This window comes from Streptomyces sp. NPDC003027 (genome assembly GCF_053591435.1).
In genome coordinates, this window is sequence record NZ_JBSFTU010000055.1 from 1 (window position 1) to 21,603 (window position 21,603).

Genomic DNA, 21,603 nt, shown 5'->3' on the forward strand with positions numbered 1-21,603 from the left:
GGGGGTGGTGGGGGTGGGGGGGGGGGCGGCCCCCCCGCCCCCCCCCCCCCCACCGCTCGAGGTTGAAGCGCAGCGTGCGGGCCGGGCAGGTGCCAGGGGTCGGTGGCGGAAACGTCGGTCACGTTTTCTTCGACCAGGTGGGGCGGGGGCCATTGCGGGTGAGCCTGCAGGTCATCAGCGTGATGAGTGCCCACCGCATTCCGAACACGAGTGAGTTGACCTGTTGTTCGGGGTTCAGAAACAGCCACTTAAAGAGCGTTTTATCCCGCCAGGGTTGTTTGAGAAGTGAGGGCGTTCGCGGGCGGACGACGCGATTCAACGCTTGCGGCTGGAACTCCACTCGTAGGCCATGGGAGCCGTCTCTACGACTTCACTCGGCCAGGTTTCTCGAACGTGCTCAAGTCGCTGGTGATGCTCCTGGATCCAGGTCTCCTGCGGCTGAAGCCAGAGCATTGCGGTCAGGCGGTCGGGGTCGTCAACGGTCACGGACAAGGAGCGGTCCTCGTGCATGTGGAAGACGAGGCTCAGTCCGCGGTCGCCACCGATGCTCGCGTCCGTGCCCGGCGCGAGCTTGGCCAGGTCGCGCTGCCAGGCGTCGAGGTCCTGTTGGAACAGGAAGAGTTCAAGCCGGGCGTCAACGAAGTCGGCGGAGGCCAGGACATCGGCCCGCAGGATGTCGTGGCCGGTCAGCACTCCCGGCTGGTAGCGGCCGGTCACTCGGACGAGGCAGCGGTTGCCGTCTGCATCTTCCAGGTGGATCAGGTCCACTGCGCCCGGTTCGGTCACCGCCGGCCTCTCTCTCGTGATGGTCGGATGTGCATCCTCTCGCATCACTGGCTGGGCTTGCCCGCCTGGCCGGGGCTGCCTCTCGCTGGGTCCGCTATGCGTCTTTCCAGTTCGGGGTGGATTCTCGGGTCAGCCTGCGGCTCATTAGGTCGATCATCGCGACGCGAATCATGGCCTCTGAGCGGTGGGGATGGGTCTCGTAGTCACGGGCGAGCCGGCGATGGTGCATGAGCCAGCCGAATGTCCTCTCCACGACCCAGCGCCTGGGGATAACCTTGAAGCCCTTCTGATCAGGGTCGCGGCGGACGACGTCGACGTCGATGCCCAGGCGGGCGCCGTGATCGATAGCTTTGGTCCGGTAGCCGGTGTCGGCCCACGCCTTCGTGACGCGCGGGTGAGCCTTGGCGATATTCGAAAGCAGGTGGATGCCGCCGGCGTTGTCGGAGACGCTGGCGGCGGTCACCCAGACGGCCAGGAGGAGGCCGAGGGTGTCCACGCCGATGTGGCGCTTGCGGCCGGCGATCTTCTTGCCCGCGTCAATGCCCTGGCCGGCGGCCGGGACGTTGGCGGAGGTCTTGATGCTCTGCGCGTCGAGGACGCACGCACTCGGTTCGGCATCCCGGCCCTCGGTCTCTCTCACGAGTCGGCGGAGGAGTCCGTTGAGTTGGTCGAACACGCCGTCCTTCTGCCAGGCCGCGAAGTACCCGTACGCCGTCTCCCACGGGGCGAAGTCGTGCGGCAGGTACCGCCATGGGATCCCGGTCCGGTCGACATAGAGGATGGCGTCCATGATGCGGCGCAGGCCGTGCTCGGGTGGCCGGCCGATGTCCAGCCCCTTCCCTCTCCGCTCGGTCCGCCAGGTTGTCAGAGTTGGTTCCAGCAGTTCCCAACGGGCATCGGACAGGTCACTCGGATACGGCCGGTGTCGAGGCATGTTTCGGTAGTACCGCCGGCAGCCCCTCAACTGCAGGGCGCAAACAGGGGTGAGCAGGGGCGCGTTGGGATCAGACAGGAGCGAAGGGGCCGTAACGGACCCTCGACCGTCGTCACTAGCTGCAGACACCACAGCGGTGGTCAGCAACCTCAACAGTCCCAAGCAGTTCAACCACCCAAAACGCAGCCAAACACCCCTGGCGGAGCAAAACGCTCTTTCAGTGCCTGTTTCTGAACTCAAATGGGCAGGCCAAAAGCCGTCAGATCGAAATAGGGGCTTTGTGCAAGCGTTCGGGGTTCGGTCACTGTGACCGATCCCTGAACGGCAACTGCTGTGTGACTCCAGCCGTGGGCGATCACGTGACCGAGCCGGGTCTTTCCGCGTTACTCCCACCATGATCAATCGCACCGCAGCCGTCGCTGCCCTCGCCACCACCTTCGCCACCCCTGCCCCTGCCGTTGCCGGGGGGCATCGGAGATTTTCTCTCTCCCGCCTTCGGCACCGATTGCGCCAACCACCACACCGGCGCCCATGCAACCGGCGCCACCACTCACGGCACCGGAGCAGCAAACGGCAATCTCGCCGGACTCCCTCTGGGATCCCCCTCAACCAATGCGGCGGCGCCGACCTCTCTTCGGCCACTAGGTTCATCACGAACGCCGACAGGTACGGGAATACTTCGCAGACTAGGCCAGCGCCACTACGGACATCCGCGTACTGCGGGGTCCAGGGGGCGGCAGGCCATCGGCCTTGACGCGCGGAACGATGTGCCGATGAAGAAGCGCGGGTAGGAACGGCTCTTCCCGGTCGCCGACGCGCCGAGTGTGACTGAGCGCCGTAGTTGGCCAGTCTGTCCAACTACGGCGCTCACGAGTCAAGGCTCCCAGTCAGCAGCTTTACAGGGGCACGACGCCGGTGACCGGAGCGAGCAGGCCGAAGACGGGATCGAAAGCCCCCGTCACCTGGCTCAGCTGACCGAGCTGATTCAGCTGGTTGAGCTTGTTGGTGGGCAAGCTCAGCCGATCGTCCGCCTCGGCCGGGCCTGCGGCCAAGGCGAGGGCGCCGATGGCGATCGCCGAAGAAGTGAGCAGGGTGCGCATGTTCATCATGTCTTGATCAACGAATACAAACGCACGTGGACACTCCTGGCATCAGGGTCTGCCGGTGCTCCGCAGAAGCGCACAGCTGGCCAACTGAAACGCTCAGTGGCCCACTACGGCGCTCAGTCACACCGAGGCGTCGTGTGAGCCGCACCCGCCCGCTTCTACCGGTCGAACTCGATGTGGTCGACGTCGGTGTACTCGATCATCAGGCCCTGGGCGCGGCGGCCGTGGTCTTGGAAGGAGACCTCGGCCAGGGCGTCGGCGGTGATCTGCTGGAGCTGGCTTTCGTGACGCGGACGGTCAGGGCGCCCTGCGTGAGCAGTTCGATCCGGCGACGCGGAGCCTGGCGCACCCGTCCAGGGCTTCAACTGAGTAGCGGGGACCGCGTAGGCCGGGAGCGGGGCGCCGTCGTCATCGACCACCTCACCGAAGCGACCACCTCACCGAAGCGGTCGCCTGCCATCCAGTCCTCGCTCCACGAGGGCTCCACGATGACGCCCAGCCCTGAGGACGTTCTACCAGCCCCCATGGTTCGCCGGCCGGCCCGGCCCCGGGGTGGCGCGCGCCTAAGATCACCGGGACGGGGACGGCGGACGACGCGCAGGAGAGGCGGCGGACATGGCGGACGAGCGTGTGTACCTGGTGACCGGGGGCGGAACGGGGATCGGGGCCGCGACCGCGCGGTCGTTGGCCCGGGCGGGGCACAAGGTGGCCGTCTCCGGGCGCCGCCCCGAGCCGCTGCGGCTGGTCGCCGAGGAGATCGGCGGCCTGCCCGTACCGTCGGACATCGGGGACCCCACCGCCGTGGCCTCGCTCGTCGAGACGGTGGTCGGCACGCACGGGCGGCTCGACGGTCTGGTGCTCAACGCCGGTATCGGGCGGGGCGGCGGGGTGGGCGAGGTGGCCCTGGAGGACTGGGACGAGGTCATGCGGACCAACCTCACCGGTCCGTTCCTGCTGCTGCGCGCCGCGCTCCCGCACCTGCTCGACGCCCGCGGTGCGGTGGTCGCGGTGGCCTCCGTGTCCGCCCTGCGCAACGGCGTCGGGAACGCCGCCTACGCCACCTCCAAAGCGGCGCTGCTCCAGCTGTGCCGCTCGCTCGCGGTCGACTACGGGGGCGCGGGGCTGCGCGCCAACACCGTGTGCCCGAGCTGGGTGCGCACCGACATGGCCGACCGCCGAATGAACCGGTTCGCCGACGAGGCCGGCCTGGCCGGGAACGGTCTGGAAGCGGCGTACGAGGAGGTGACCCGGGTCCTGCCCGCCGGACGGCCCGGTGAGCCGCACGAGATCGCGGAGGCCATCGCCTGGCTGCTGTCGCCCGCCGCCTCGTTCGTGAACGGTGCGACGCTCACCGTCGACGGCGGCGCGACGGCACTCGACCCGGGCACCCTCGGTTTCGAATTCCGGCTGGAGCCACGCGCCCCGCGGGCCTGACCGCACAGCCACGGCCGAAATGACCGGTCACGTTCCACCGACCGGTCCCGCACTGCGTGCGGGCACAGCGCACCCAGCCCTCGCCGACGGCTCCGTCCCCACCGCGTCGGCGCACGGACGCCCTGACCGATGATGACCGTGGCCTCGACATGCGCTTCACCACACGCGGGTGAACGATGGAGAGAGGTCGCGCGTGCGGCAGCCGCAGACGAGGGGGAAGTCGGGCAGCTGTTCCAGCTCCGATCTCCAGAGGTGGCGAGCGTGGACGTTTTCGATGCCGTCGTCGTCGGTTCGGGTTTCGGCGGGTCCGTGACGGCGTTCCGCCTGGCCGAGGCCGGCCTCAGCGTATGCGTCCTCGAAAGAGGGAAGCGGTTCCCACCCGGGTCCTTTCCCCGCAGCCCCCACGAGGCGGCCAAGAACTTCTGGGACCCGGATACCCGGTTGTACGGGCTGTACGACATGTGGAGCTTCTCGAAGATGGACGCGCTCGTGTCCAGTGGGCTGGGCGGCGGGTCGTTGATCTACGCGAACGTGCTGATCCGCAAACCGGCCGACTGGTTCGTGCACGAGTCGTTCGACGGCGGCTACGAGAACTGGCCCGTCACCTATGAGGACCTCGAACCGCACTACCAATCCGTCGAGACCACGCTGGGCGCGCGGCAATACCCCTTCGACGTGAAGCCCTATCAGCACACACCCAAGACCCTCGCCATGCGCAAGGCGGCCGAGCGGCTGGGTCTTCCGTGGGAACTTCCACTGCTGGCCGTCTCCTTCGGGAACCCCCCGGTACCCGGCGCCCCTCTCGACGTCGGCGAGGGCAATCTGCACAACAGCCCGCGCTACGCATGCAGGCTCGTCGGCGAATGCGACCTGGGATGCAACTTCGGAAGCAAGAACAGTATGGACTTCACCTACCTCAGTGCCGCGGACCGGCTCGGGGCCGACATCCGGACCCTCTGCGAGGTCCGCTCGTTCGAACCGGTCCCAGAGGGCTTCCAGATCTCGTACATCGAGCACCGCGCGGCCGGCGACGAGGATCCGTCGGCTCCTCCCGTACGTCGGACCGTCAGGGCCAGGCGGCTGGTCCTCTCCGCCGGCACCCTCGGCACGACCTATCTGCTGCTGCGGAACCGCAGCGCCTTCCCCGCGCTCAGCCCGGCCCTCGGCACACATTTCTCCGGGAACGGAGACTTCCTCGGGCTGGCGGTCAAAGCCCGGGAGAGGCGTCAGGACCGGCCCTGGGAAACGGAGCCGCACCTGATGGAGCCGAGTTTCGGACCAGTCATCACGAGTGCGATGCGGGTGGACCGCGAGGGAACCGGTGAGAGGGACCGGGGGTTCTACATCGAGGACGCCGGGTACCCGGAATTCCTCAACTGGCTCATCGAGCACAACGTCCTCACGATGTCCAACCGGGTCGCGAGATTCCTGCTGCGCCGAGGGTGGTCGCAGCTGACCGGTACGGCACGCAGCCGGGTGGGACGACAGCTCGGTGACGCCATGGGCAAGGGGCTGTTCACCGCGACGTCCCTACCGCTCCTCGGCATGGGGAGGGACGTCCCCAACGGCCGGATGTTCCTCCGGGACGGGCATCTGGACCTCGACTGGAAACTGGCCGCGTCCGATCAGTACTTCGACCAGATGAACGCGACCATGGAGCGCGTGTCCCGCAGTCTCGGCGCACGCTACGCCGCGAATCCCCTCTGGTTGCTCAACCGCCTCATCACCGTGCATCCCGTGGGCGGCGCTCCGATGGGGCACACCGCGAGGGAAGGCGTGGTGGACTCCTTCGGCCGCGTGTACGGCTACCCGGGACTGTCGATCGCCGACGGCTCGGTGCTGCCAGGTCCGGTCGGCCCGAACCCCTCGCTCACCATCGCCGCGCTGGCCGAGCGGTCGGCCCTTCGCATCGTCGAGGACAACTCGCAGAACCCTGAGAGCCCCTCATGACGACCGGACAGGGCACCACGCCCCGCAGCGGATCCCCGCGCAAGCCGCGCAGGTCCCTCCTCCTCGCCGGCGGCGGGCTGAAGGTGGCCTACCAGGCCGGCGTCCTCCAGGTCTTGCTCGACGAGGCCGAGTTGACGTTCGACCACGCCGACGGCGCCAGTGGAGGGGTGTTCAACCTCGCGATGTACTGCCAGGGGATGTCCGGGCGCGAGATCGCGGACAACTGGCGCACGCTCTCCCCACTGAAAGGCGTCACCCCGAACTGGCGCGAGCTGCCGAAGGGGCCCTACGCCCGTTCCCTCTTCACCCTGGACGGATACCGGCGTCGCGTCTTCCCGGACTGGAGGCTGGACTGGGAGCGGATACGGGCCACCGACCGTGAAGCCACCTTCACCCTTTACAACTTCAGCACCAACGAACTGGAGCCGGTGACCGCCGACCGCATGGATGAGGACCGGTTCTGTGCCGGGGTGGCGCTGCCCATGTGGTTCCCTCCGGTCGTCATCGACGGGCAGACGTACATCGATCCGGTCTATCTGACCGACGCGAACGTCGAGGAAGCGATCCGGCGGGGCTGCGACGAACTGTGGATCATCTGGACCGTCAGCCGAAGGCACCGCTGGCGCAACGGCTTCGTGGCCAACTACTTCCACATCATCGAGACGACGGCCAATGGCCGGCTGCAACACTGGCTGCGCCGGATCGAGGCCAGCAACGCCGCTATCCGCGACGGGGAGGAGGGAGAGTTCGGGCGCCCGATCGAGGTCCGGCTGCTGAGCGGCGAGGTCCCCTTGAACTACCTCATCAACTTCAGCCGGGACCGTTTCGCCCAGGCCGTGGAACTCGGAGTACAGCATGCGCGCCGCTGGTGCACGGACCAGGGGATCCCCTGGAAAACTGGAGCGCCTCCTGGCCGCCCCGACGACCCGACCCGCATGCGCTTCACCGAACGCATGGTCGGCCGTGTCGTCTTCGGGGAGGACGACGCCCGGCAGGCGGCCTCGTCGGCGGGCGGAGCCGCCGCCGACATCGCCCTGCACCTGACCGTCGACATCAGGGGAATGGACCGCTTCCTCTCCGGTCCCGAGCACGAGGCCGAGTTGCGTGGAGAGATCCTCTGCCAAGAGCTGGGCGGGCGCCTTCCGGTCGAGCGCGGAACCTTCCATCTGTTCGTGGAGCACTCCGACCCGCAGCACCTGCGGATGCGCTACCGCCTGTTCTTCAGCGACCGGGCCGGGCACCGGCTCACCCTCAGCGGGTACAAGGACGTCAGCGAGGACTCCCGTCGGGGGATCTGGAAGGACACGTCCGTCCTCTACACGCGCGTTCTACGTGGTCACGTCGACGCCGACGAGGAGTCCGGAGCCCAGTCGGTGGCCGCCGGAAGCGTTCACATCCGCCCCGCCGACTTCGTGAAGCAACTCACCACCTTCCGGGTCGAGGCCCCGACGCTGCGCGGCAGGGCGACCACCCTGGGACGGTTCGGGCGGTTCTTCGCCGGCAAGCTGTGGGACGTGTACGCGCAGAACGTCCTGCCCTGGTCCCCTCTGTGACCGAGGAGGAGCCGAAGTGGACTTCCATGAGCTGCGCAGACACGCGGATGGGCTCCGATTCACTCCGCAGGAGCCGGTGCGCTGGCTCGCGCCGAAGGAGCTGGCGCGTACAGCGGTCAAGGTCTGCCTGGCCGCAGTCTTCGCCGGCTACTCGGACAAGCGAGAGATCCAGGGCGCGCTGGAGGCCGGTCTCCTGCGGGCGCCGTTGGCGGATCCCGGCGCCGAGGAGATCTGGATCGATTTCGTCGCGGACCTCGGCGACGGATTCGAGGCGACGGCCTCGGTGGCATCCGCCCTGGGGGCGGACCGACTCGCCGTCGACGGGCCCGGCTCGCTCCCCCGTGGCTCGCTGCTCGTCCTCGGCGGGGACCAGGTGTACCCGGTGGCATCGGCGACCGCCTACGAGGACCGGATGAAAGGGCCCTACCGCGCGGCGCTCCCGTCGGCGCCGGACGAGCCGCTCATGGTCGCGCTGCCGGGCAACCACGACTGGTACGACGGACTCACCGCGTTCCTGCGGATGTTCGCCCAGGAGAGCGTGATCGGCGGCTGGCAGACCCGACAGACCCGGAGCTACTTCGCCGTGGAACTGCCGCAGCGCTGGTGGCTCGTCGGGCTGGACAGCCAGCTCGGCACCTACTTCGACGATCCGCAGCGGCGCTACTTCGAGACCCACCTCTCGCCGCGGCTGCGTCCGGGTGACAGCGTCATCGTCTGCTCGGCCGAGCCCACCTGGGTGAGGAGCAGCGAGAGGCCCGACGCCTTCAACTCCCTGCACTGGTTCGACCGCAACATCGTGCGGTCCCGCTTCGACCGGACGACCCGGAAGCACGAGGAGACGGGCGCCTCGATCCGTTTGTGGCTGACCGGCGACAAGCACCACTACGCCCGCTACGCGGAGCGGCTCGCCGATGACGAGGCCGGAGCCGGGGTCGGGGCCGACGACGCTCTGCCCCCGGACCCCCGGCGGCGCCAGATGGTGACGTGCGGCCTGGGCGGCGCCTTCCTCTCGTCCACCCACAGGCTCCCGAAGGCCCTGCCCCTGCCGCCGGCCACCTCACGTATGCAGAGGAAGGACCACCCGCCGACGGCTTTCGCCCTCGCCCAGCACACGTACCCGGACGCGGCGGAGTCCCGCTCGCTCGCCCGCGCGATCGCCATGCCCTGGTCGCGGTACTGGCTCCCGCGGCGCAACCCCGGATTCGCCGTCCTGGCTGGGGCGGTACAGATCGTGCTCGTGCTGATCGCGAGCGGCGCGTTCGCGCTGGCCGGGGGCCGGCACAATCCCGTCGGGGCCCTGCGGAGCGCCGGCGCCGACGACCTGCTCGGCCTGCTCTGCACGAGTGCCGCCCTCTTCGTCCTGCCCTTCGTGATCGGCTGGTGGAGAGGGCTGGTGCGCGGACGGCGCCCCAGGGCGCCGTCCGGTCCTGTCGTGGCCGTGCTGTTCCAGACGGCGGTCGCCGCCGCGGCCCTGACCGTCACCGTCGCCCTCGCCCGGTCGATCCCGTCCTCCTGGAACGGCCTCGCGTTCCTGGCGATCCTGCTGGTCGTCGCCGCCGTGATGGGCGCTTCCCTCGGCTCCCAGCTCTTCGCCCTGTGGGTGCTGTGGACGAACCGGGGCCTGGTCGCCGAATGGCAGATGTCCGGGCAGTCCATCGACGACCACAAGGGCTTCCTCCGGATGCGCCTCGCGCGGGACGGCACGCTCACCCTCTACCCGCTGGCGCTCGACGGGACCTGCCGCAACTGGGAGTTGGACGAGGTCGCGGACGCGGAGGGCGTGTGGAAGCGTCCGGTGCCCGATCCGGCTCCGACCGTGCGGCTCATCGAGGAACCCGTCGTGATCGCGCGGCACGGACAGGGGTGACCGCGCGGCGACACCGGACCGGGGCGCCTGAGCGCGACCACCCTCCCGCAACGCGGGCGCCCGGCCGCGGGCCGCGCCGGCCGCCGGACCCGATCCCGTCCTCGCACCCGCCCCGCGCGACTTCGGCGGCACGGCTCTGGGCTGCGGCGCCCGCCTGATCGACGCCGACCTGCGGGCGCGCCGGCTTGATCTGGCCACCGCCGAGACGCAGCTCGCCCAACTCCCCTCCCACGCGGTACAGAGCCGCTGGGTATGGCAGCTGGGCGTCCTGCAGGATGCGCTCGACCGCCTGGATGTACTGCATGAGGAATGGCGGCAGACGCGCGACAGCCCATCGACATTGCGGCACTGGGACACCGAGGGGCTTGCTGTTCCTGACCGGGTCTCCCCGCGAGAAACGCGACGATACTCACCGGCCCAAACTCGGGACGCCCGGATTGTGCACCAGCTACGCAGCGCCGGGTACCGCATCGACCAGCTCCGGGCCTTGATGCCGGGCCTGCGGTGCGGGCACCGGTCGGAAGGCATCGGAGCCGCGCTGGCAGCCCGAGATGTGAGCATCGCGGCTCGCTCCCGTGCCCTCCTCGACGCCACCGTCGAACTCAGTACAGTCCTCGCCGCCACCCAGGTGTGAGGCTCCGCAGCAGCTAGGTGTACTGACCAGGGGAACGGATTCGAGGTTTCCGCCGGCGGGCAGGGTCATCCGAGCGGGCGTCGATGGGGCGGCTTCCTCGCAGGACTGCGCGGCCGCCAGCTCCAGGAGCGCGGCCTGCTGATCATCCTCCGCCGCCGACTCCAGCGCCTCGGCCTACGCCTGGTGCTCCGCGTCTGCCACACGGCGCTCCGCCTCCTCGGCCTTGCGGGCCGCTTCAAAGGCGGATCCGGGCGGTGATCCCACAGTCAGCCGACCAGACCGCGAACCGCAAACGCCGCGGTCGGCTCGGAGGCCGTCCGCCGGCCTTCGACCACGACGCCTACAAGCAGCGCAACACCTCGGCTCTGCGCTGCCATCGTCGACCGCCTCACCTTCGGCGGCTACATCATCGAGACCGGCACCGACTCCTACCGGCTCGCCACCACCCGCGCCCGGGCGGAGCAGCAAGCCGCTGCTGGCTGATCACCGAGGTGGGACCGTTCGCTGGTGCCAGCCCTCTAGCTCTAGCTCTAGCTCTAGCTCTAGCCAAGATTCCCAAAGACGCGCGGCACCCACTGATCGAGCTGAGTGCCGAAGGCCGCTGCTGATCTGATACCGAAGGCCGGTATCGGTCCGCCGTCGTCGGGACCGTCGAAGTAGTCCACGTCAGCCCAGCCGCCCCGGAACAGCACCACGGACAGCCCAGCGTCCCCCGGGCCAGAGATGAGCACGCCGACGGAGTCGGGATCACGCACGAGAGTTCTGTCAGTCTCAAGCTGCTGAGGCCACGGCGCAGTTTCGTCCCGCCACGTCACCTGCCCAACCTTGAGACCGGCCGCAAGCCATCGCGTAGTCCGCTCAGCGATTACCGCGGCTGCCTGATCAAGATCGATGACACGCTCCATGCGCGGATCATGCCCCACTCCGACGGACCGTTCCACTGACTTCCACACGCCCTCCGGTCGGGCCACACACCACCGAGCCGACTCCGGTGCTCTCAATTCTTTTCAGAGTGCCCTGTCCTCAACCGCTCTTGGAAGCCACCGACAAACGCTCTCCCGTCTCACCTACGCAGCCAGGCGGAGCAACGACGCTGAGGTCTCGGTTCACCGGCGTCCTACTCGTCGACGGGGGCACCGTGCAGTTCGTCGTCCCGCCCGGCGCTGCGCTCGAGGACCTGATCGAGGAGCCGTACTGCCAGGGCCGTGTCCCCTCGCACCCGAGGCCGAGGATCGGTGTTCGCCTGGTTGGACACGCGCACGGCCGTAATCGACGCGGTCCAGGGCCTCTACAGGACCCAGCCGGCGACGTCCGGGGGGACGGCGGACGGGCTGCCGGTGCGGTCGGGGTTGTGCGAAGTGGCTGGAGGTAGGCGCGGACCGCTACGTAGCCGCCGGTGTAGCTTCTTGTTCGAGACGGGAAGCGCCGGGCGATGAGCCGTTCGCGGCGGGCGACTTCTTCGCGGCCGTCGTAGGCCACCAGCTCAGAGGGAGCATGATGCGGACGGTCCATCCGATCAGCTCGACCGGGACTGAGCAGCGGTTCATCCGGACGCAGATCTGGCTGTAGCGGTCGCCCCGCAGTGTGGAGAGCTGGTCGGTTTGAGCCGAGGCTCAGTGGTTGTCACCAGCGGGGCCGGGTTTAGCTGCCAGAAGGGGTCGGTCAGGGCATCCTGGTTGCCACAGGCGAGGCATCCGGCCTGTCACAGCTTATGCAGCGGCCCTGTTCCACCAGAAGCCGCTCCCTGGGGCCCGCACGACGCTAGCGTCAGGTGGATGATCGTATGGCTCAACGGCACCCACGGCGTAGGCAAGACGACGACCAGTGCGCTCGTGCAGCAGCTGATACCGGATTCACGGGTATTCGACGCTGAGAAGGTCGGCGAGACGCTCACGGACATCACGCCGGGTCTGCCCGCGACGGACAACTTCCAGCACTGGCCGCCGTGGCGGCCCCTCGTGGTCGAGACCGCCCGACGCGTCCTCGACTACACCGGAGGCACGCTGGTGATACCCATGACAGTCCTGGTCGAACAGTACTGGCGCGAGATCAGCACCGGCCTCGCCCAGCACGCCATTCCCGTCCGGCACTTCGTCCTCCACGCCGACCAGGACACCCTTCGCGCGCGCATCGCCGGTGACACCGTCCTCGGCCCCGACTCGCCCTTCCGTCTCCGATACCTCGAGCCCTACGCCGAGGCGGCCCACACTTGGCTGCGCGCCGAGGCCGAAGTCGTCGACACCACACACCTCACACCCGCCCAGGCCGCCCACCAGATCGCAGAGGCCGTCAAGAGTTGAGAGCACGATCCTCCGGCGCCAAACCATGCGAATGACAACAACCCTGCCTATGCGACAACTATCCTGCGCAGACGGCTGGCGCCCATCTTCCAGCCGGACGCCTTGAACTCCTCCGACAGCGGCAAGATCCCCAAGGGCAGCCCCGGATCCCGCAGCAGTAGCCAGATCAGCATCTCGTAGTCCTCCGGCTGGAGACCGGGCTCGTGAGCCAGCGCGCATCCGGGCCCGGGGCCCTCGGCGTCTACAAGGCGCGTAGCAGGAACTGGGTGGTGGTGTAGCTGGCCCCGCCGGAGCAGGTATGGCTCTGCTGGGTGGCCGTGTACGTGAACCCGGACGGCACGGCGCAGGCCCACATGCCGGTCACGGGCTTGCGAAGCAGGTACTGGCTGGTCGTGTAGCTCCCGCCGCCGGAGCACGTGTGGCTGCTCATGACCCCGGTGTGGGTGTAGCCGGGCATGGTGGTGCAAGCCCAGAGGCCGTCGGCGGGCGGCTGGACGTAGAACTCGGTGGTCCGGTAGCTGCTGCCTCCCGAGCAGGTGTAGGTGCTGCGGGACGAGGTGTACGTGTAGCCGGACGGGACGGAGCAGGCCCAGAAGCCTGAGGTGGCCCCGGTGGCCCCTGTGGTCCCGGCTTTGGGGGCCTGGGCGATGGTCCCGGCTTCGGCAGCCGGGGCGGTCGCCGTGGTGAGGGCCGTGGCGAGGGCGAGGGCGGCCGTCGCCGTGGCGGCGAGCGTGCGGGGCACACGGAAGGTCGTACGCGGCATGGCGGGCACTCCTGGTCGGTTCGTCCATCGGGCAGAGCCAACGGGTGGGGGGCGACCGGGGGTCTGCCCGTGCCCCGGCCGCCGTAGGGCGCGCGCCGGAAGACTGTCAGGGGCACGGGCCCCCGGCAAGGCCGGTGCCGCGCGGTCCGCTGTCTTCCGGCCGCCACCAGCACCCCAGCCGACCTGCGGGCTGACCGGGGCGCACCGCTCTGCCAGGGCGTTCGGTACGGGTGGAACGGCGGGGTCCGCCCCCCTGGGGCCATACGGGTCAGCCGGCCGGGGCGTTGAGGTGGACCTCCAGGTTGGCCGCCGTCGGGCCGCCGAGGAGCGGCGACCTCAACTCCCCGGCGCGACTGCTGCCGCTGTGTGGCGGGTGCGGCGAGGAGTCCGGAGAGGCGGCCGTAGTGGGTGGTGCCCCAGCGGTCGGTGATGGCGGTGGCCTGGAGGAGGGGTGAGGTTGCCGCGGACCATGCCGGCCACGACCGACACGGCGATGGGCAGGCCGTACGGGCCGGCGGTGGCGGCGAAGGCGGCGGTGTTCAGTCCACCGAGTGCGATCAGGATCGTGGTGCGGGCTGTGGCGGTGGTGTGTCGGGCGAGGGCGGCGTACAGGGTGCGGCCAAAGGGTCTGTCCGGCGCCTCCGATGCCGAGGGGCCAGGCGGCCTGGCTGGTGGTGTATCCGCGTTCCAACAGGAGCGGGACGAGGGCGACGACGACGGCGTACATCGCGAAGCCCGAGAGGGTGAAGGCGGCGGCGAGCAGTAGGAAGGGTCGGCTGCGCCCGACCTCGGGCTGAGCACAGGCCCGGCCTGACCCCCGCCGCGGAGGTCTCAGGCGACCTCCGGCTTCGCCAGGTGCCGCGAGCGCGCAGGGCGGCAGTAGCGTACGCATCGCCTGCCTGGGGCGCCTGGTGCTGGGGATCGCCGCGTCCGCTGCGGGGGCCAGCCCCGCAGTCCGGGCCGACGTAGGTGGCTGCGCTCGCCGCAGATGACGAGGCATTCCCCCATGGGCGGGCCGGACCCCGGTGAAGAAATCAGCGCCAGCACGCCGAGTGCGGCGCCGCCCAACGGCACCATCCACACCGTGGGGTCTACCTCTCCGAGCACGAGCGCGGCGATGGTGCCCACCATCCCGGCGACCGCCGACGCGAGGAAGATGCCGATCAGGTTCGGCCAGAAAGCCGACCGTGGGGTGCGGGTCAGCCGGGCCAGGTCGCCCATGATCGACCACCAGGAGAATCCGGTCGCGAAGCTGAGTTCGAGCGCCACGGCGAAGTCGAACCGGGCGTCGCCGAAGGCGGCCAGCGGTGCTGCCGCACCCAGGTTGTTGCCGGCGTCACTGGACGTCAGGACGATGAGCATCACGACTGCCATCACGGCGAGTCCCGGCGCGACGATTTTGTTGACCCACTCGAGCGAGACCGGTCCGCGGATCAGGATTAGCCAGGCCGACAGCAGCGCCAGCAGCGCCAGCAGCGACATTCCGATCATCATCGGGCCGCTGGGGTCGAAGTCGGTCGCGAATACGGTGTTGAGCGCATGGGTGACGGCGCGGCCGAACATGATGGCGAGCACCGCGTTCCATCCCGCAGCGCCCAGCGGAATCATGACCGCGACAGCGCCCGCACGCCGCTCAGCCCGAAGACGGTGCGCAGCAACGTGTACTGCTCCGTGCCGTGCTTCGCCGAGGGCAGGCAGGTCGAAAGGGCGACGAGTACGACGCCGACGAGGTTGCCGATGACGGTGGCAACCAGGGCGGTCTTGACGCCGGCGAACAGCGCGATGGTGCCGCCCGCGAGGAAGGCCCAGGTGGCGGTGGCCAGGCCCACGTTGACCGAGGTGAACTGCCAGAAGCCCCAGATACGTTCGTGCCGCAGCACCGGGAGCTCGGTGAACTCACCTGCGGTCGATTGAGTCGTCTCGGTGGTCACCCGGGTACCTCCAGACCAGCAGGCCAACGATGACCGCGACACTGGTGACCAGCAGGACGACCAGATTTCGCGCGGGCAGGTTCTGCCGGGCGGGGTCGGCGTAGCCGGGATCTTCGATGATCTCGGTGAAGCGGCGCAGCTTGGCCACCAGCGTCGAAGGGCTTGTTAACGCGGTCGACCTCCAGGAGCATCGCAGGCACCCCGGCGTCCGGGGCGCGCCTCGTCAGACCGGCGTACTGGGTGGAGCCGTAGGGCAGCTTGTGGCCGATCTCGGTCTGCCACGACAGCGGCGTGCCATGCCCGGCCCCGGTGAGCACTGCGGCGGTCAACGTGACGGCGTCGTCGTAGCCGTTGCCAGCGATCGGCTCACCCTCGCTGGCGTACTCAAGCGTGCGCAGTGCCCGCGGCTGGCGTCAGCGGCGGATCCGGGCGATGAGCAGGGCGACGTCGTCGTGGTCGATGGGATGCCGCAGTGCTGCCAGGAGGTGGCCAGCGCCGCGACTCTGTGATGGGAGTAGGGCCCGACTTGTCACCTGACTGGCCGGGTAGCAGATGCAGACTCACCGGAGAATCTGTGCTTCACCGGAGAAACAGCAACCGCTCGGTGAGTTCGTCCGCAAGCCCCTCCGGCAGGTCGGCGTAGACCTCGGGCTCCTGCACGAAAGTGAAGCCGTGGTGCTCGTCGCGGACCCGAACAACCCGGTCAGCCAGTTCCGGCGTACAGCCGGGGAGGGTAGCGAGAATCGTGGCCGGCACGTGATCGACGTCGACGAGGCCTCCGTCATCGAACTGCCGTCGGAGATCCGGTCGGCCGATCCGCAGCTCCCGTGCAAGGGCGGGATCACGTTCCATGATCTGTCGTGCCTCAGCTCGTCGCTGCCGACGTTCGAGGGCTTCACCGATCGCTGGGTCCACACCACCCGGGCGTGGTACTGCCCGGCCCGGAGACGCCCACGCAGGGGCAGCCTTGCCTCAGTGCGGTCTCCGTAGCCTGGCTTAACAAGCTGACGTCGAACCATGAACGTCGTTGTAAGACCGCCGCCGATCAGCAGGATGATCAATACACCACTCGCTGTCCTGCCCCCATCGGCCGACGCGCCGCTCAGGCTGAAGGCGAGAACGGTCATGATCAGCGCCATGACAGCGGCAACGCCAAGGGGGGACGGTGGTGCGGGCCGTGCGGTACGCGCCGCGGTGGGATCGGGTGTGTGTGCGGCACGGACGGTGGCTCTTGGACGCAAACGCCGACCAGCCCCACGAGTACCTGGACGTGCGGCACGTCCGGAGGTGGCCGCGGCGCAGCGGCGGTGGACGGGGGTGGCGCGGCGGGCCGTGGGCCGGGGCTGAGCCGGAGCGGGTGTTCGCCTTGGCGTATGCGGTGGTGGCGCGCTGGTGGGAGCAGGCCTTTGGCTGGGAACGGGAGAGTATCTGGCCGCGGCGGCTGAATCAGGTTGCGGGCGGGGATGCTGGAGGTGATCTGGAGCGGTGGCGGATCGTGGGGCGGGATGCGGTCGTTTTCCCTCAGGTGGTGGCGGTCGCCGACGCGCTGCTGGATCCAGGCATGGGTGAGTTGGTGTGGGTGGACAGTGGTGCGGGGCGGCCGCGGGCGCTGCCTGCGGATGGGATGTTCTGCCGTCCGCTCGGGGAGAGGGTCGGGCGCGGGTGGCTGGGGCCGTTGGCGGCGACGGATCACGGCGGTCCGCTGATCGCTTGGATTGGCCAGCGTCATCCGTCAGCGCCGTGGAGCCAACGGCCCCGCCGGGTATGCGGACGACGGCCTCTGGCCCGTTGGGTGGGTCCGCTCCGCTCCCCCGCCCGGTCCTTCCGGCTCCGCCTCCAGGCCCAGCCCGCTCCGCGGGCAAATGGCAGCAAGGGTGGGGGCCATGCGTCGGCCGCCGGATCGCACGGCGGTGCCGCCGCAGTCGCTGTGCGAGGAATCGCAGGGAAGCTGGACACGTCCACGCCGGACGGGTAAACAATCACGTGAAGCCTCCGTTGAGCACGGTTCTCTTGGTCGAAAACCCATCTACCAGGGGCTTCACCTGTTTGTCAGCCCAACTCCCCCAACCAGCCGTCAGGTTGGAAGGTCAGTGTCGGCTGGTCGCGCCCTTGGGTGTGACGGAGGTGATCTCTTGATCGACTATCTGGGTCCATCAGAGTTTGATCCGATGTGCACGAAGTCGGAGCAATACACCGTGCCGCCTGATACCTTCAAAATCTGCCGCTGACGGCACATCACCTTGATCCTCTTGTGGAGCCTGCTGACTGGGCAGGAGCGGCTACGCCAACAGTCCGGAGGGCATCGTTCATGAGTCCAGATGAAATGCGTGCAAGGCTTGCTGAACTGACTGCCGAGGCTGCCACACTGAGAGAATTTGCAGATGCCGCAGAGCGCGGCGAACACGACGACGAACAAGGCATCGCCGCCGCCGTCGCGCGATTGCTTCCCATTCCAGAACCCAAGAAGGGTCTATTCGGAGGCACAAAGGGAAAGAGTCGCCAGGAGCAAGAACAGGAGCGAATCGAACTAATTCGACGAGCCCAACGGTCGGCACTCTCCCTGCACGCACTCAATCGCGTAAATAAGGAGATTTACCCCGAGATCCACGAGTTGAGATTTAAGCTGGCATCTCTCTAGTCCGCGAGTAGACCGCATTACACCACCGGAAAGGGTCCCCACATGGCACTGCCCGCTGACTACGCTAAAGACTTCCAGTACGTCAAGGAAAAGAGCGACCGGGGCACCCTCAACTCGAATAACGAAATCTACAAGAAGCTAGACGCCAAGGCCAGGAATCTCCCTGAACTGCGACGTGCTCTTAATTCTCTGAAAGTCAACTACATTTAGACCCCCGCTGCCCGTAGCAGGCTAATTAAAGCCTCTACTATCGAGCCACTCCTCCAGCGCCCGCGCAACCTGCACCCGGCCAGGTCGCCCTTCCACCGCTGAAGTGATACGAGGATTATGACCTTTCGTGACAGTGGCACCCTCAAGGAATAGACTGTGGGCGCCCTTGGCGGGGGCCAGGGGCGCGACCACGCAGGCCGCCCGCCCTGCGGCTGGCCGCGGAGTCCATCCTGTTCTTCCACGCCGTGGCCGCGTCCTCCATCGCCGTGTAATAGGCGATTGGAGACCCCTTGCCACCACGGATAGCGTGCGGGCTGCTCGGCGCCCTCGGGTAAAGGACCTACAAACGGCTGGCCCTTGGTCTCGCGGAAGAACGCCTGGGCCCGGAACGCGTTGGGAACCTTCACCTTCGGTGCCGCCTTGTTAGCCACCGCCTTGTCCATGCCCGTGGCCATCAGCGCGTCGCGGCCGCACGCCCACTTCTGGTGCACGGCCACCATGTAGCCGAGGGCGAAGTTGTAGCCACACCGTGCGGCTGTGGCATACCGCTGGAGAATCTCGACCTGCGCGGGAGTGGCATCGAGCGCGTACCGGTAGGCGCGCAGTGTCTCCGTCATCGACGTCGTCGTCATCCCAGGATCGTCCCGTACAGGTCTGACAAACGCGTCTTCCCGACCACACGGCGACTCTCAGCGGTACGGCGAGCCTGCGGCTCCAAACGAGCAGCGCCCCGGCCCCCGCACCCACATCCGCAGCCGTGACCAGTCACGCCGAGAGGTCCAGGCACCGGGCCCTGGTAGCCGCGGACAAGGATACGAGCCCGGCCTTCTCACCTCGGGCCCGGGCCACGGCGAGCGCGTGGGACGAGCTCCTCGCGCGCTCACGGTCGTCCTGCTCCCCCAGGCGGGCGAGCTCTGCCTGGCCATCCGCGAACAGATGCTCGGGCTCGCGCAGGCCGTTGCGGATCTGCCCCTCGACCGCAGCCTGATGCGCAGGGTTTATCGGCCGGGTGACTCTGGCCTGGCGGTGCACGGCGATGGCCTCGCGGTACCCGGCGGGTGTCTCGTAGCGCTGAGCGGGCACGGGCGCGGTCGTCGGCGTAGTGCTGGCGGGTTCCTTCGCAACGAGTGGTGCGGCGGGGGCGGTCCCGGGCGGCAGGATCCGGATGGTGCGCACGGCGGTGGCGGATCCCATGACCTGGTTGGCGGCGTCGATGAGCTGGCGGGTGCGCAGCCGCACGGCGGTGGCGTACGGGGAAGAGAAGGGGCGCACCGCGAGTTCACCGGTGGCGGGTCGTATCCGGCGAGGGCGACGTGTCCGGTGAGGTCGGTGGCGATGGCCGGCCAGTCGTCGACCAGGGAGCCACCTGACGAGGGGAGTTCCCAGGCGCGGTCGGTAACCAGGTTGGCGAGGAGGGCGGCGAAGCCGATGGGTTCACGGCCGTCCGGCTGCTGCGAGGTGCGGGCACGGTGGGCCTTGCGAGAGCCGCTGGGGCGGTCCCCTCGCTGCTTTGCTGCAGCGCGGGCGGCGGCCAGGGCCTGGCGGGCAAGTCGACACCGGAGGCCGGAACCTGCGGGCCTCACCGAGCGGCAAATTACACGGTCACGATCCGTATTTGGCCGCCGTCGGCCCCAGCGGCACGGCGCGTGATCATCAACCGGTGCTCCGTGCCAACCTGGCGCACGCAGTGGTTTGGAGCCGGAGGTACACGCCCGTGACGGCGAAACAACGACCCCACCGTCAGGGGACGGCGCCTGGGAGCAGAGCCGCGCCGGCTCCGCATGGCCAGCGGTCTGACCGGCACGGTGGCGGCGCATCTGCTGATCTCGCAGGCCAAGGTCAGTCACATGGAGACCGGCCGGCGTGCCGTCAGCCCGCGCAATGTGCGGGACCTGTGCAAGCTCTACGGCGTCACCGACCAGCATGTCGTCGACTCCCTGATGGGGCTGGCCAGGAAGTCGGGCCGGCAGGGCTGGTGGCATTCCTGCAGCGACATTCCCCACAGCGTCTACATCGACCTGGAGACGGAAGCCGCATCCATCCATACCTATGAGTCCATGGTGATCCCGGCTCTGCTGCAGACTCCCGCCTACGCGGCCGCGGGCATCGAGGAAACGATCCCCCTGGTCACCGTCGAACAGGCCGCCGCGCGGCTGAAGGTGCGGCTTCGCCGTCAGCACCGGATCTACGACCCCGCCCGCCCCTTGAGTCTGTGGGTCGTCCTGGACGAATCCGCCCTGCGGCGCGTCGTCGGCAGCCGGGCGATCATGCGTGAGCAACTGGAGCACCTGCACACGCTGAGCACCGAGCCGCACATCACCGTCCAGGTCCTCCACCACACCGCGGGCGCCCATCCGGGCCTCACGGGGCAGTTCTCCATCCTGGAGTTCCCCGACAGCTGTCAGGCAGTGGTGTATCTGGAGAGGTACACCACCGGCCACTGCCTGGAAAAGCCGACCGACGTGCAGCAGTACCAGCGATGTACACCCGCATGCAGACCCAGGCCCTCAGCCCCGGCCACACCCGGCACTTCATCACCGAGGCCATCAAGCACTCCTCGTTTGGGTGACTGGCCACGCCGGAACGGTGAAGCGCTCACCGGCAGGCGGCCCGGCCGTACTGCGTCCCGTCACGGGGACCGGGGTGTCCCGCACACCCCATTCCGGCCTGGGCCAGGAGGGAGCCTGGTGCCATCCAGGGTGGGCGAAGGGGCCCCGATCCCGTTGTCCGGATCGCGGCCCCTGTCCCCGCTGGCGGAGTGGTGAAGGTCAGGCCAGGTTGATGTTCTCCGCCTGGGGGCCCTTCTGGCCCTGGGTGACGTCGAACGTCACCATCTGGCCCTCCTGAAGCTCACGGAAGCCCGTCGAGTTGATCGCCGAGTAGTGGGCGAACACGTCCGGGCCGCCACCGTCCTGGGCGATGAACCCGAAGCCCTTCTCCGCGTTGAACCACTTCACAGTTCCCGTAGCCATGTCTCATGCCTTCCAGTCGAGGAAGCCGCCCACACCATGCGGGAGGCGGAGGTGATCGCCCTGGTTCCTGCGGCACAGCACAGCAAAACGCCCACGCCGTAGGGCATGGGCAAGGGGAACTTCCGAACCACGACAGCTAACCGAGACGCTACACGTCCGCACACGCTGTCACCACAGGAAACGCCTCATGCCTCGCGCCCCGACCGCGGGTGCTTGGGGCCCGCCGGTATCCGGCGGGCGCGCAACCGTTCAGGCCCCGGTCGGCGGGCTGGCCGCTTCAGCGCCGCGGCGGTACTCGGCGTTGAAGCGCTAGGCCTCTTCGAGCTGATCCTGGAGGACGATGATGCGGCAGGCGGCCACTCCGGCTGCCGATCCGGGATGATCCCCACCGTTCGCCGAGCAGGGTGGACTCGAGATACGCGGGCCGCGCCGGCAGGGTGGGAGACTTGCGGGGATCGCTGTCCTGGCCGGCCCCTCGCCGAGGGGCCCGGGGTGGGCGTGCCGGTGTCGCTTCGGGCTTGGGTC

Annotated in this window: 22 protein-coding genes and 4 pseudogenes; 11 read left to right on the forward strand and 15 right to left on the reverse strand. The window is 68.6% G+C overall.

Annotated elements, in window-relative coordinates; translation table 11 throughout:
• Positions 1–315: 315 nt before the first annotated feature.
• The 4 genes from ACWDX6_RS27660 to ACWDX6_RS27675 form a co-directional block, all read right to left on the reverse strand.
• Complete coding sequence (locus tag ACWDX6_RS27660; protein ID WP_451487608.1) at positions 316–786, reverse strand: DUF5959 family protein; 471 nt, start codon at positions 784–786, stop codon at positions 316–318.
• A 94-nt stretch (positions 787–880) separates the two neighbouring features.
• On the reverse strand, positions 881–1,720 hold the full coding sequence (locus ACWDX6_RS27665; protein ID WP_451487609.1) for an IS5 family transposase: 840 nt from the start codon (positions 1,718–1,720) through the stop codon (positions 881–883).
• Between the two features lie 896 nt (positions 1,721–2,616).
• Positions 2,617–2,826 (reverse strand): hypothetical protein, encoded by a 210-nt coding sequence (locus ACWDX6_RS27670; protein WP_451487610.1) that lies wholly within the window; start codon positions 2,824–2,826, stop codon positions 2,617–2,619.
• 158 nt (positions 2,827–2,984) lie between these two features.
• On the reverse strand, positions 2,985–3,245 hold the full coding sequence (locus ACWDX6_RS27675; protein WP_451487611.1) for a hypothetical protein: 261 nt from the start codon (positions 3,243–3,245) through the stop codon (positions 2,985–2,987).
• 196 nt (positions 3,246–3,441) lie between these two features.
• Here ACWDX6_RS27675 and ACWDX6_RS27680 point away from each other — a divergent pair, with 196 nt between their 5' ends.
• The 8 genes and pseudogenes from ACWDX6_RS27680 to ACWDX6_RS27715 all read left to right on the forward strand — a co-directional run.
• Complete coding sequence (locus tag ACWDX6_RS27680) at positions 3,442–4,260, forward strand: SDR family NAD(P)-dependent oxidoreductase (protein WP_451487612.1); 819 nt, start codon at positions 3,442–3,444, stop codon at positions 4,258–4,260.
• 261 nt (positions 4,261–4,521) lie between these two features.
• Positions 4,522–6,210 carry a GMC oxidoreductase gene (locus ACWDX6_RS27685; protein WP_451487613.1) on the forward strand — a complete coding sequence of 563 codons (1,689 nt, stop codon included), beginning with the start codon at positions 4,522–4,524 and terminating at the stop codon, positions 6,208–6,210.
• Positions 6,207–7,763 carry a patatin-like phospholipase family protein gene (locus tag ACWDX6_RS27690; RefSeq protein WP_451487614.1) on the forward strand — a complete coding sequence of 519 codons (1,557 nt, stop codon included), beginning with the start codon at positions 6,207–6,209 and terminating at the stop codon, positions 7,761–7,763. Before ACWDX6_RS27685 ends, ACWDX6_RS27690 begins: the two co-directional genes overlap by 4 nt.
• A 16-nt stretch (positions 7,764–7,779) precedes the next feature.
• Positions 7,780–9,630, forward strand: coding sequence for a hypothetical protein (locus ACWDX6_RS27695; protein ID WP_451487615.1), 1,851 nt, complete (start codon positions 7,780–7,782; stop codon positions 9,628–9,630).
• 340 nt (positions 9,631–9,970) lie between these two features.
• A pseudogene (locus tag ACWDX6_RS27700) lies at positions 9,971–10,069 on the forward strand (MerR family transcriptional regulator); the annotation flags it as partial.
• Entirely contained in the window at positions 10,070–10,264 is a 195-nt protein-coding gene (locus ACWDX6_RS27705; RefSeq protein ID WP_451487640.1) for a hypothetical protein, read from the forward strand.
• Between the two features lie 239 nt (positions 10,265–10,503).
• Positions 10,504–10,620 (forward strand): annotated as a pseudogene (locus tag ACWDX6_RS27710) (IS5/IS1182 family transposase); the annotation flags it as partial.
• 1 nt (position 10,621) lies between these two features.
• Positions 10,622–10,747, forward strand: a pseudogene (locus ACWDX6_RS27715) (IS21-like element helper ATPase IstB); the annotation flags it as partial.
• 59 nt (positions 10,748–10,806) lie between these two features.
• Here the strand turns inward: ACWDX6_RS27715 and ACWDX6_RS27720 are convergent.
• Both ACWDX6_RS27720 and ACWDX6_RS27725 read right to left on the reverse strand, forming a co-directional pair.
• Positions 10,807–11,169: a hypothetical protein gene (locus ACWDX6_RS27720; RefSeq protein WP_451487616.1), complete on the reverse strand. Its 363-nt coding sequence runs from the start codon at positions 11,167–11,169 to the stop codon at positions 10,807–10,809.
• Between the two features lie 212 nt (positions 11,170–11,381).
• Positions 11,382–11,519: a hypothetical protein gene (locus tag ACWDX6_RS27725; protein ID WP_451487617.1), complete on the reverse strand. Its 138-nt coding sequence runs from the start codon at positions 11,517–11,519 to the stop codon at positions 11,382–11,384.
• Between the two features lie 520 nt (positions 11,520–12,039).
• On the opposite strand from ACWDX6_RS27725, the gene ACWDX6_RS27730 reads away from it, so the two are divergent.
• Positions 12,040–12,564, forward strand: a complete 525-nt coding sequence (locus ACWDX6_RS27730; RefSeq protein WP_451487618.1) for an AAA family ATPase — start codon at positions 12,040–12,042, stop codon at positions 12,562–12,564.
• A 241-nt stretch (positions 12,565–12,805) separates the two neighbouring features.
• Here the strand turns inward: ACWDX6_RS27730 and ACWDX6_RS27735 are convergent, their stop codons facing one another.
• From ACWDX6_RS27735 to ACWDX6_RS27760, 6 genes and pseudogenes are all read right to left on the reverse strand, one after another.
• Positions 12,806–13,327, reverse strand: a complete 522-nt coding sequence (locus ACWDX6_RS27735) for a hypothetical protein (RefSeq protein ID WP_451487619.1) — start codon at positions 13,325–13,327, stop codon at positions 12,806–12,808.
• A 345-nt stretch (positions 13,328–13,672) separates the two neighbouring features.
• Positions 13,673–14,114 (reverse strand): annotated as a pseudogene (locus ACWDX6_RS27740) (MFS transporter); the annotation flags it as partial.
• Positions 14,115–14,158: 44 nt separating this feature from the next.
• Entirely contained in the window at positions 14,159–14,935 is a 777-nt protein-coding gene (locus ACWDX6_RS27745; RefSeq protein ID WP_451487620.1) for a hypothetical protein, read from the reverse strand.
• Complete coding sequence (locus tag ACWDX6_RS27750) at positions 14,932–15,258, reverse strand: hypothetical protein (protein WP_451487621.1); 327 nt, start codon at positions 15,256–15,258, stop codon at positions 14,932–14,934. The genes ACWDX6_RS27745 and ACWDX6_RS27750 overlap by 4 nt, the downstream gene beginning before the upstream one ends.
• Entirely contained in the window at positions 15,224–15,406 is a 183-nt protein-coding gene (locus ACWDX6_RS27755; RefSeq protein ID WP_451487622.1) for a hypothetical protein, read from the reverse strand. Before ACWDX6_RS27755 ends, ACWDX6_RS27750 begins: the two co-directional genes overlap by 35 nt.
• A 431-nt stretch (positions 15,407–15,837) precedes the next feature.
• Positions 15,838–16,110 (reverse strand): hypothetical protein, encoded by a 273-nt coding sequence (locus tag ACWDX6_RS27760; RefSeq protein ID WP_451487623.1) that lies wholly within the window; start codon positions 16,108–16,110, stop codon positions 15,838–15,840.
• Positions 16,111–17,566: 1,456 nt separating this feature from the next.
• Between ACWDX6_RS27760 and ACWDX6_RS27765 the strand changes: the two genes are divergently transcribed.
• Positions 17,567–17,896 (forward strand): hypothetical protein, encoded by a 330-nt coding sequence (locus ACWDX6_RS27765; RefSeq protein WP_451487624.1) that lies wholly within the window; start codon positions 17,567–17,569, stop codon positions 17,894–17,896.
• Positions 17,897–18,102: 206 nt separating this feature from the next.
• Here ACWDX6_RS27765 and ACWDX6_RS27770 read toward each other — a convergent pair whose 3' ends face one another.
• Both ACWDX6_RS27770 and ACWDX6_RS27775 read right to left on the reverse strand, forming a co-directional pair.
• Positions 18,103–18,738 (reverse strand): helix-turn-helix domain-containing protein, encoded by a 636-nt coding sequence (locus tag ACWDX6_RS27770; protein WP_451487625.1) that lies wholly within the window; start codon positions 18,736–18,738, stop codon positions 18,103–18,105.
• Positions 18,739–18,871: 133 nt separating this feature from the next.
• Entirely contained in the window at positions 18,872–19,345 is a 474-nt protein-coding gene (locus ACWDX6_RS27775; RefSeq protein ID WP_451487626.1) for a hypothetical protein, read from the reverse strand.
• 542 nt (positions 19,346–19,887) lie between these two features.
• Between ACWDX6_RS27775 and ACWDX6_RS27780 the strand changes: the two genes are divergently transcribed.
• Entirely contained in the window at positions 19,888–20,871 is a 984-nt protein-coding gene (locus ACWDX6_RS27780; RefSeq protein WP_451487627.1) for a helix-turn-helix domain-containing protein, read from the forward strand.
• Positions 20,872–20,874: 3 nt separating this feature from the next.
• On the opposite strand, the gene ACWDX6_RS27785 is transcribed toward ACWDX6_RS27780, so the two are convergent.
• A complete protein-coding gene (locus ACWDX6_RS27785; protein WP_030556983.1) occupies positions 20,875–21,078 on the reverse strand; it encodes a cold-shock protein in 204 nt (67 codons plus the stop codon).
• Between the last annotated feature and the right edge of the window lie 525 nt (positions 21,079–21,603).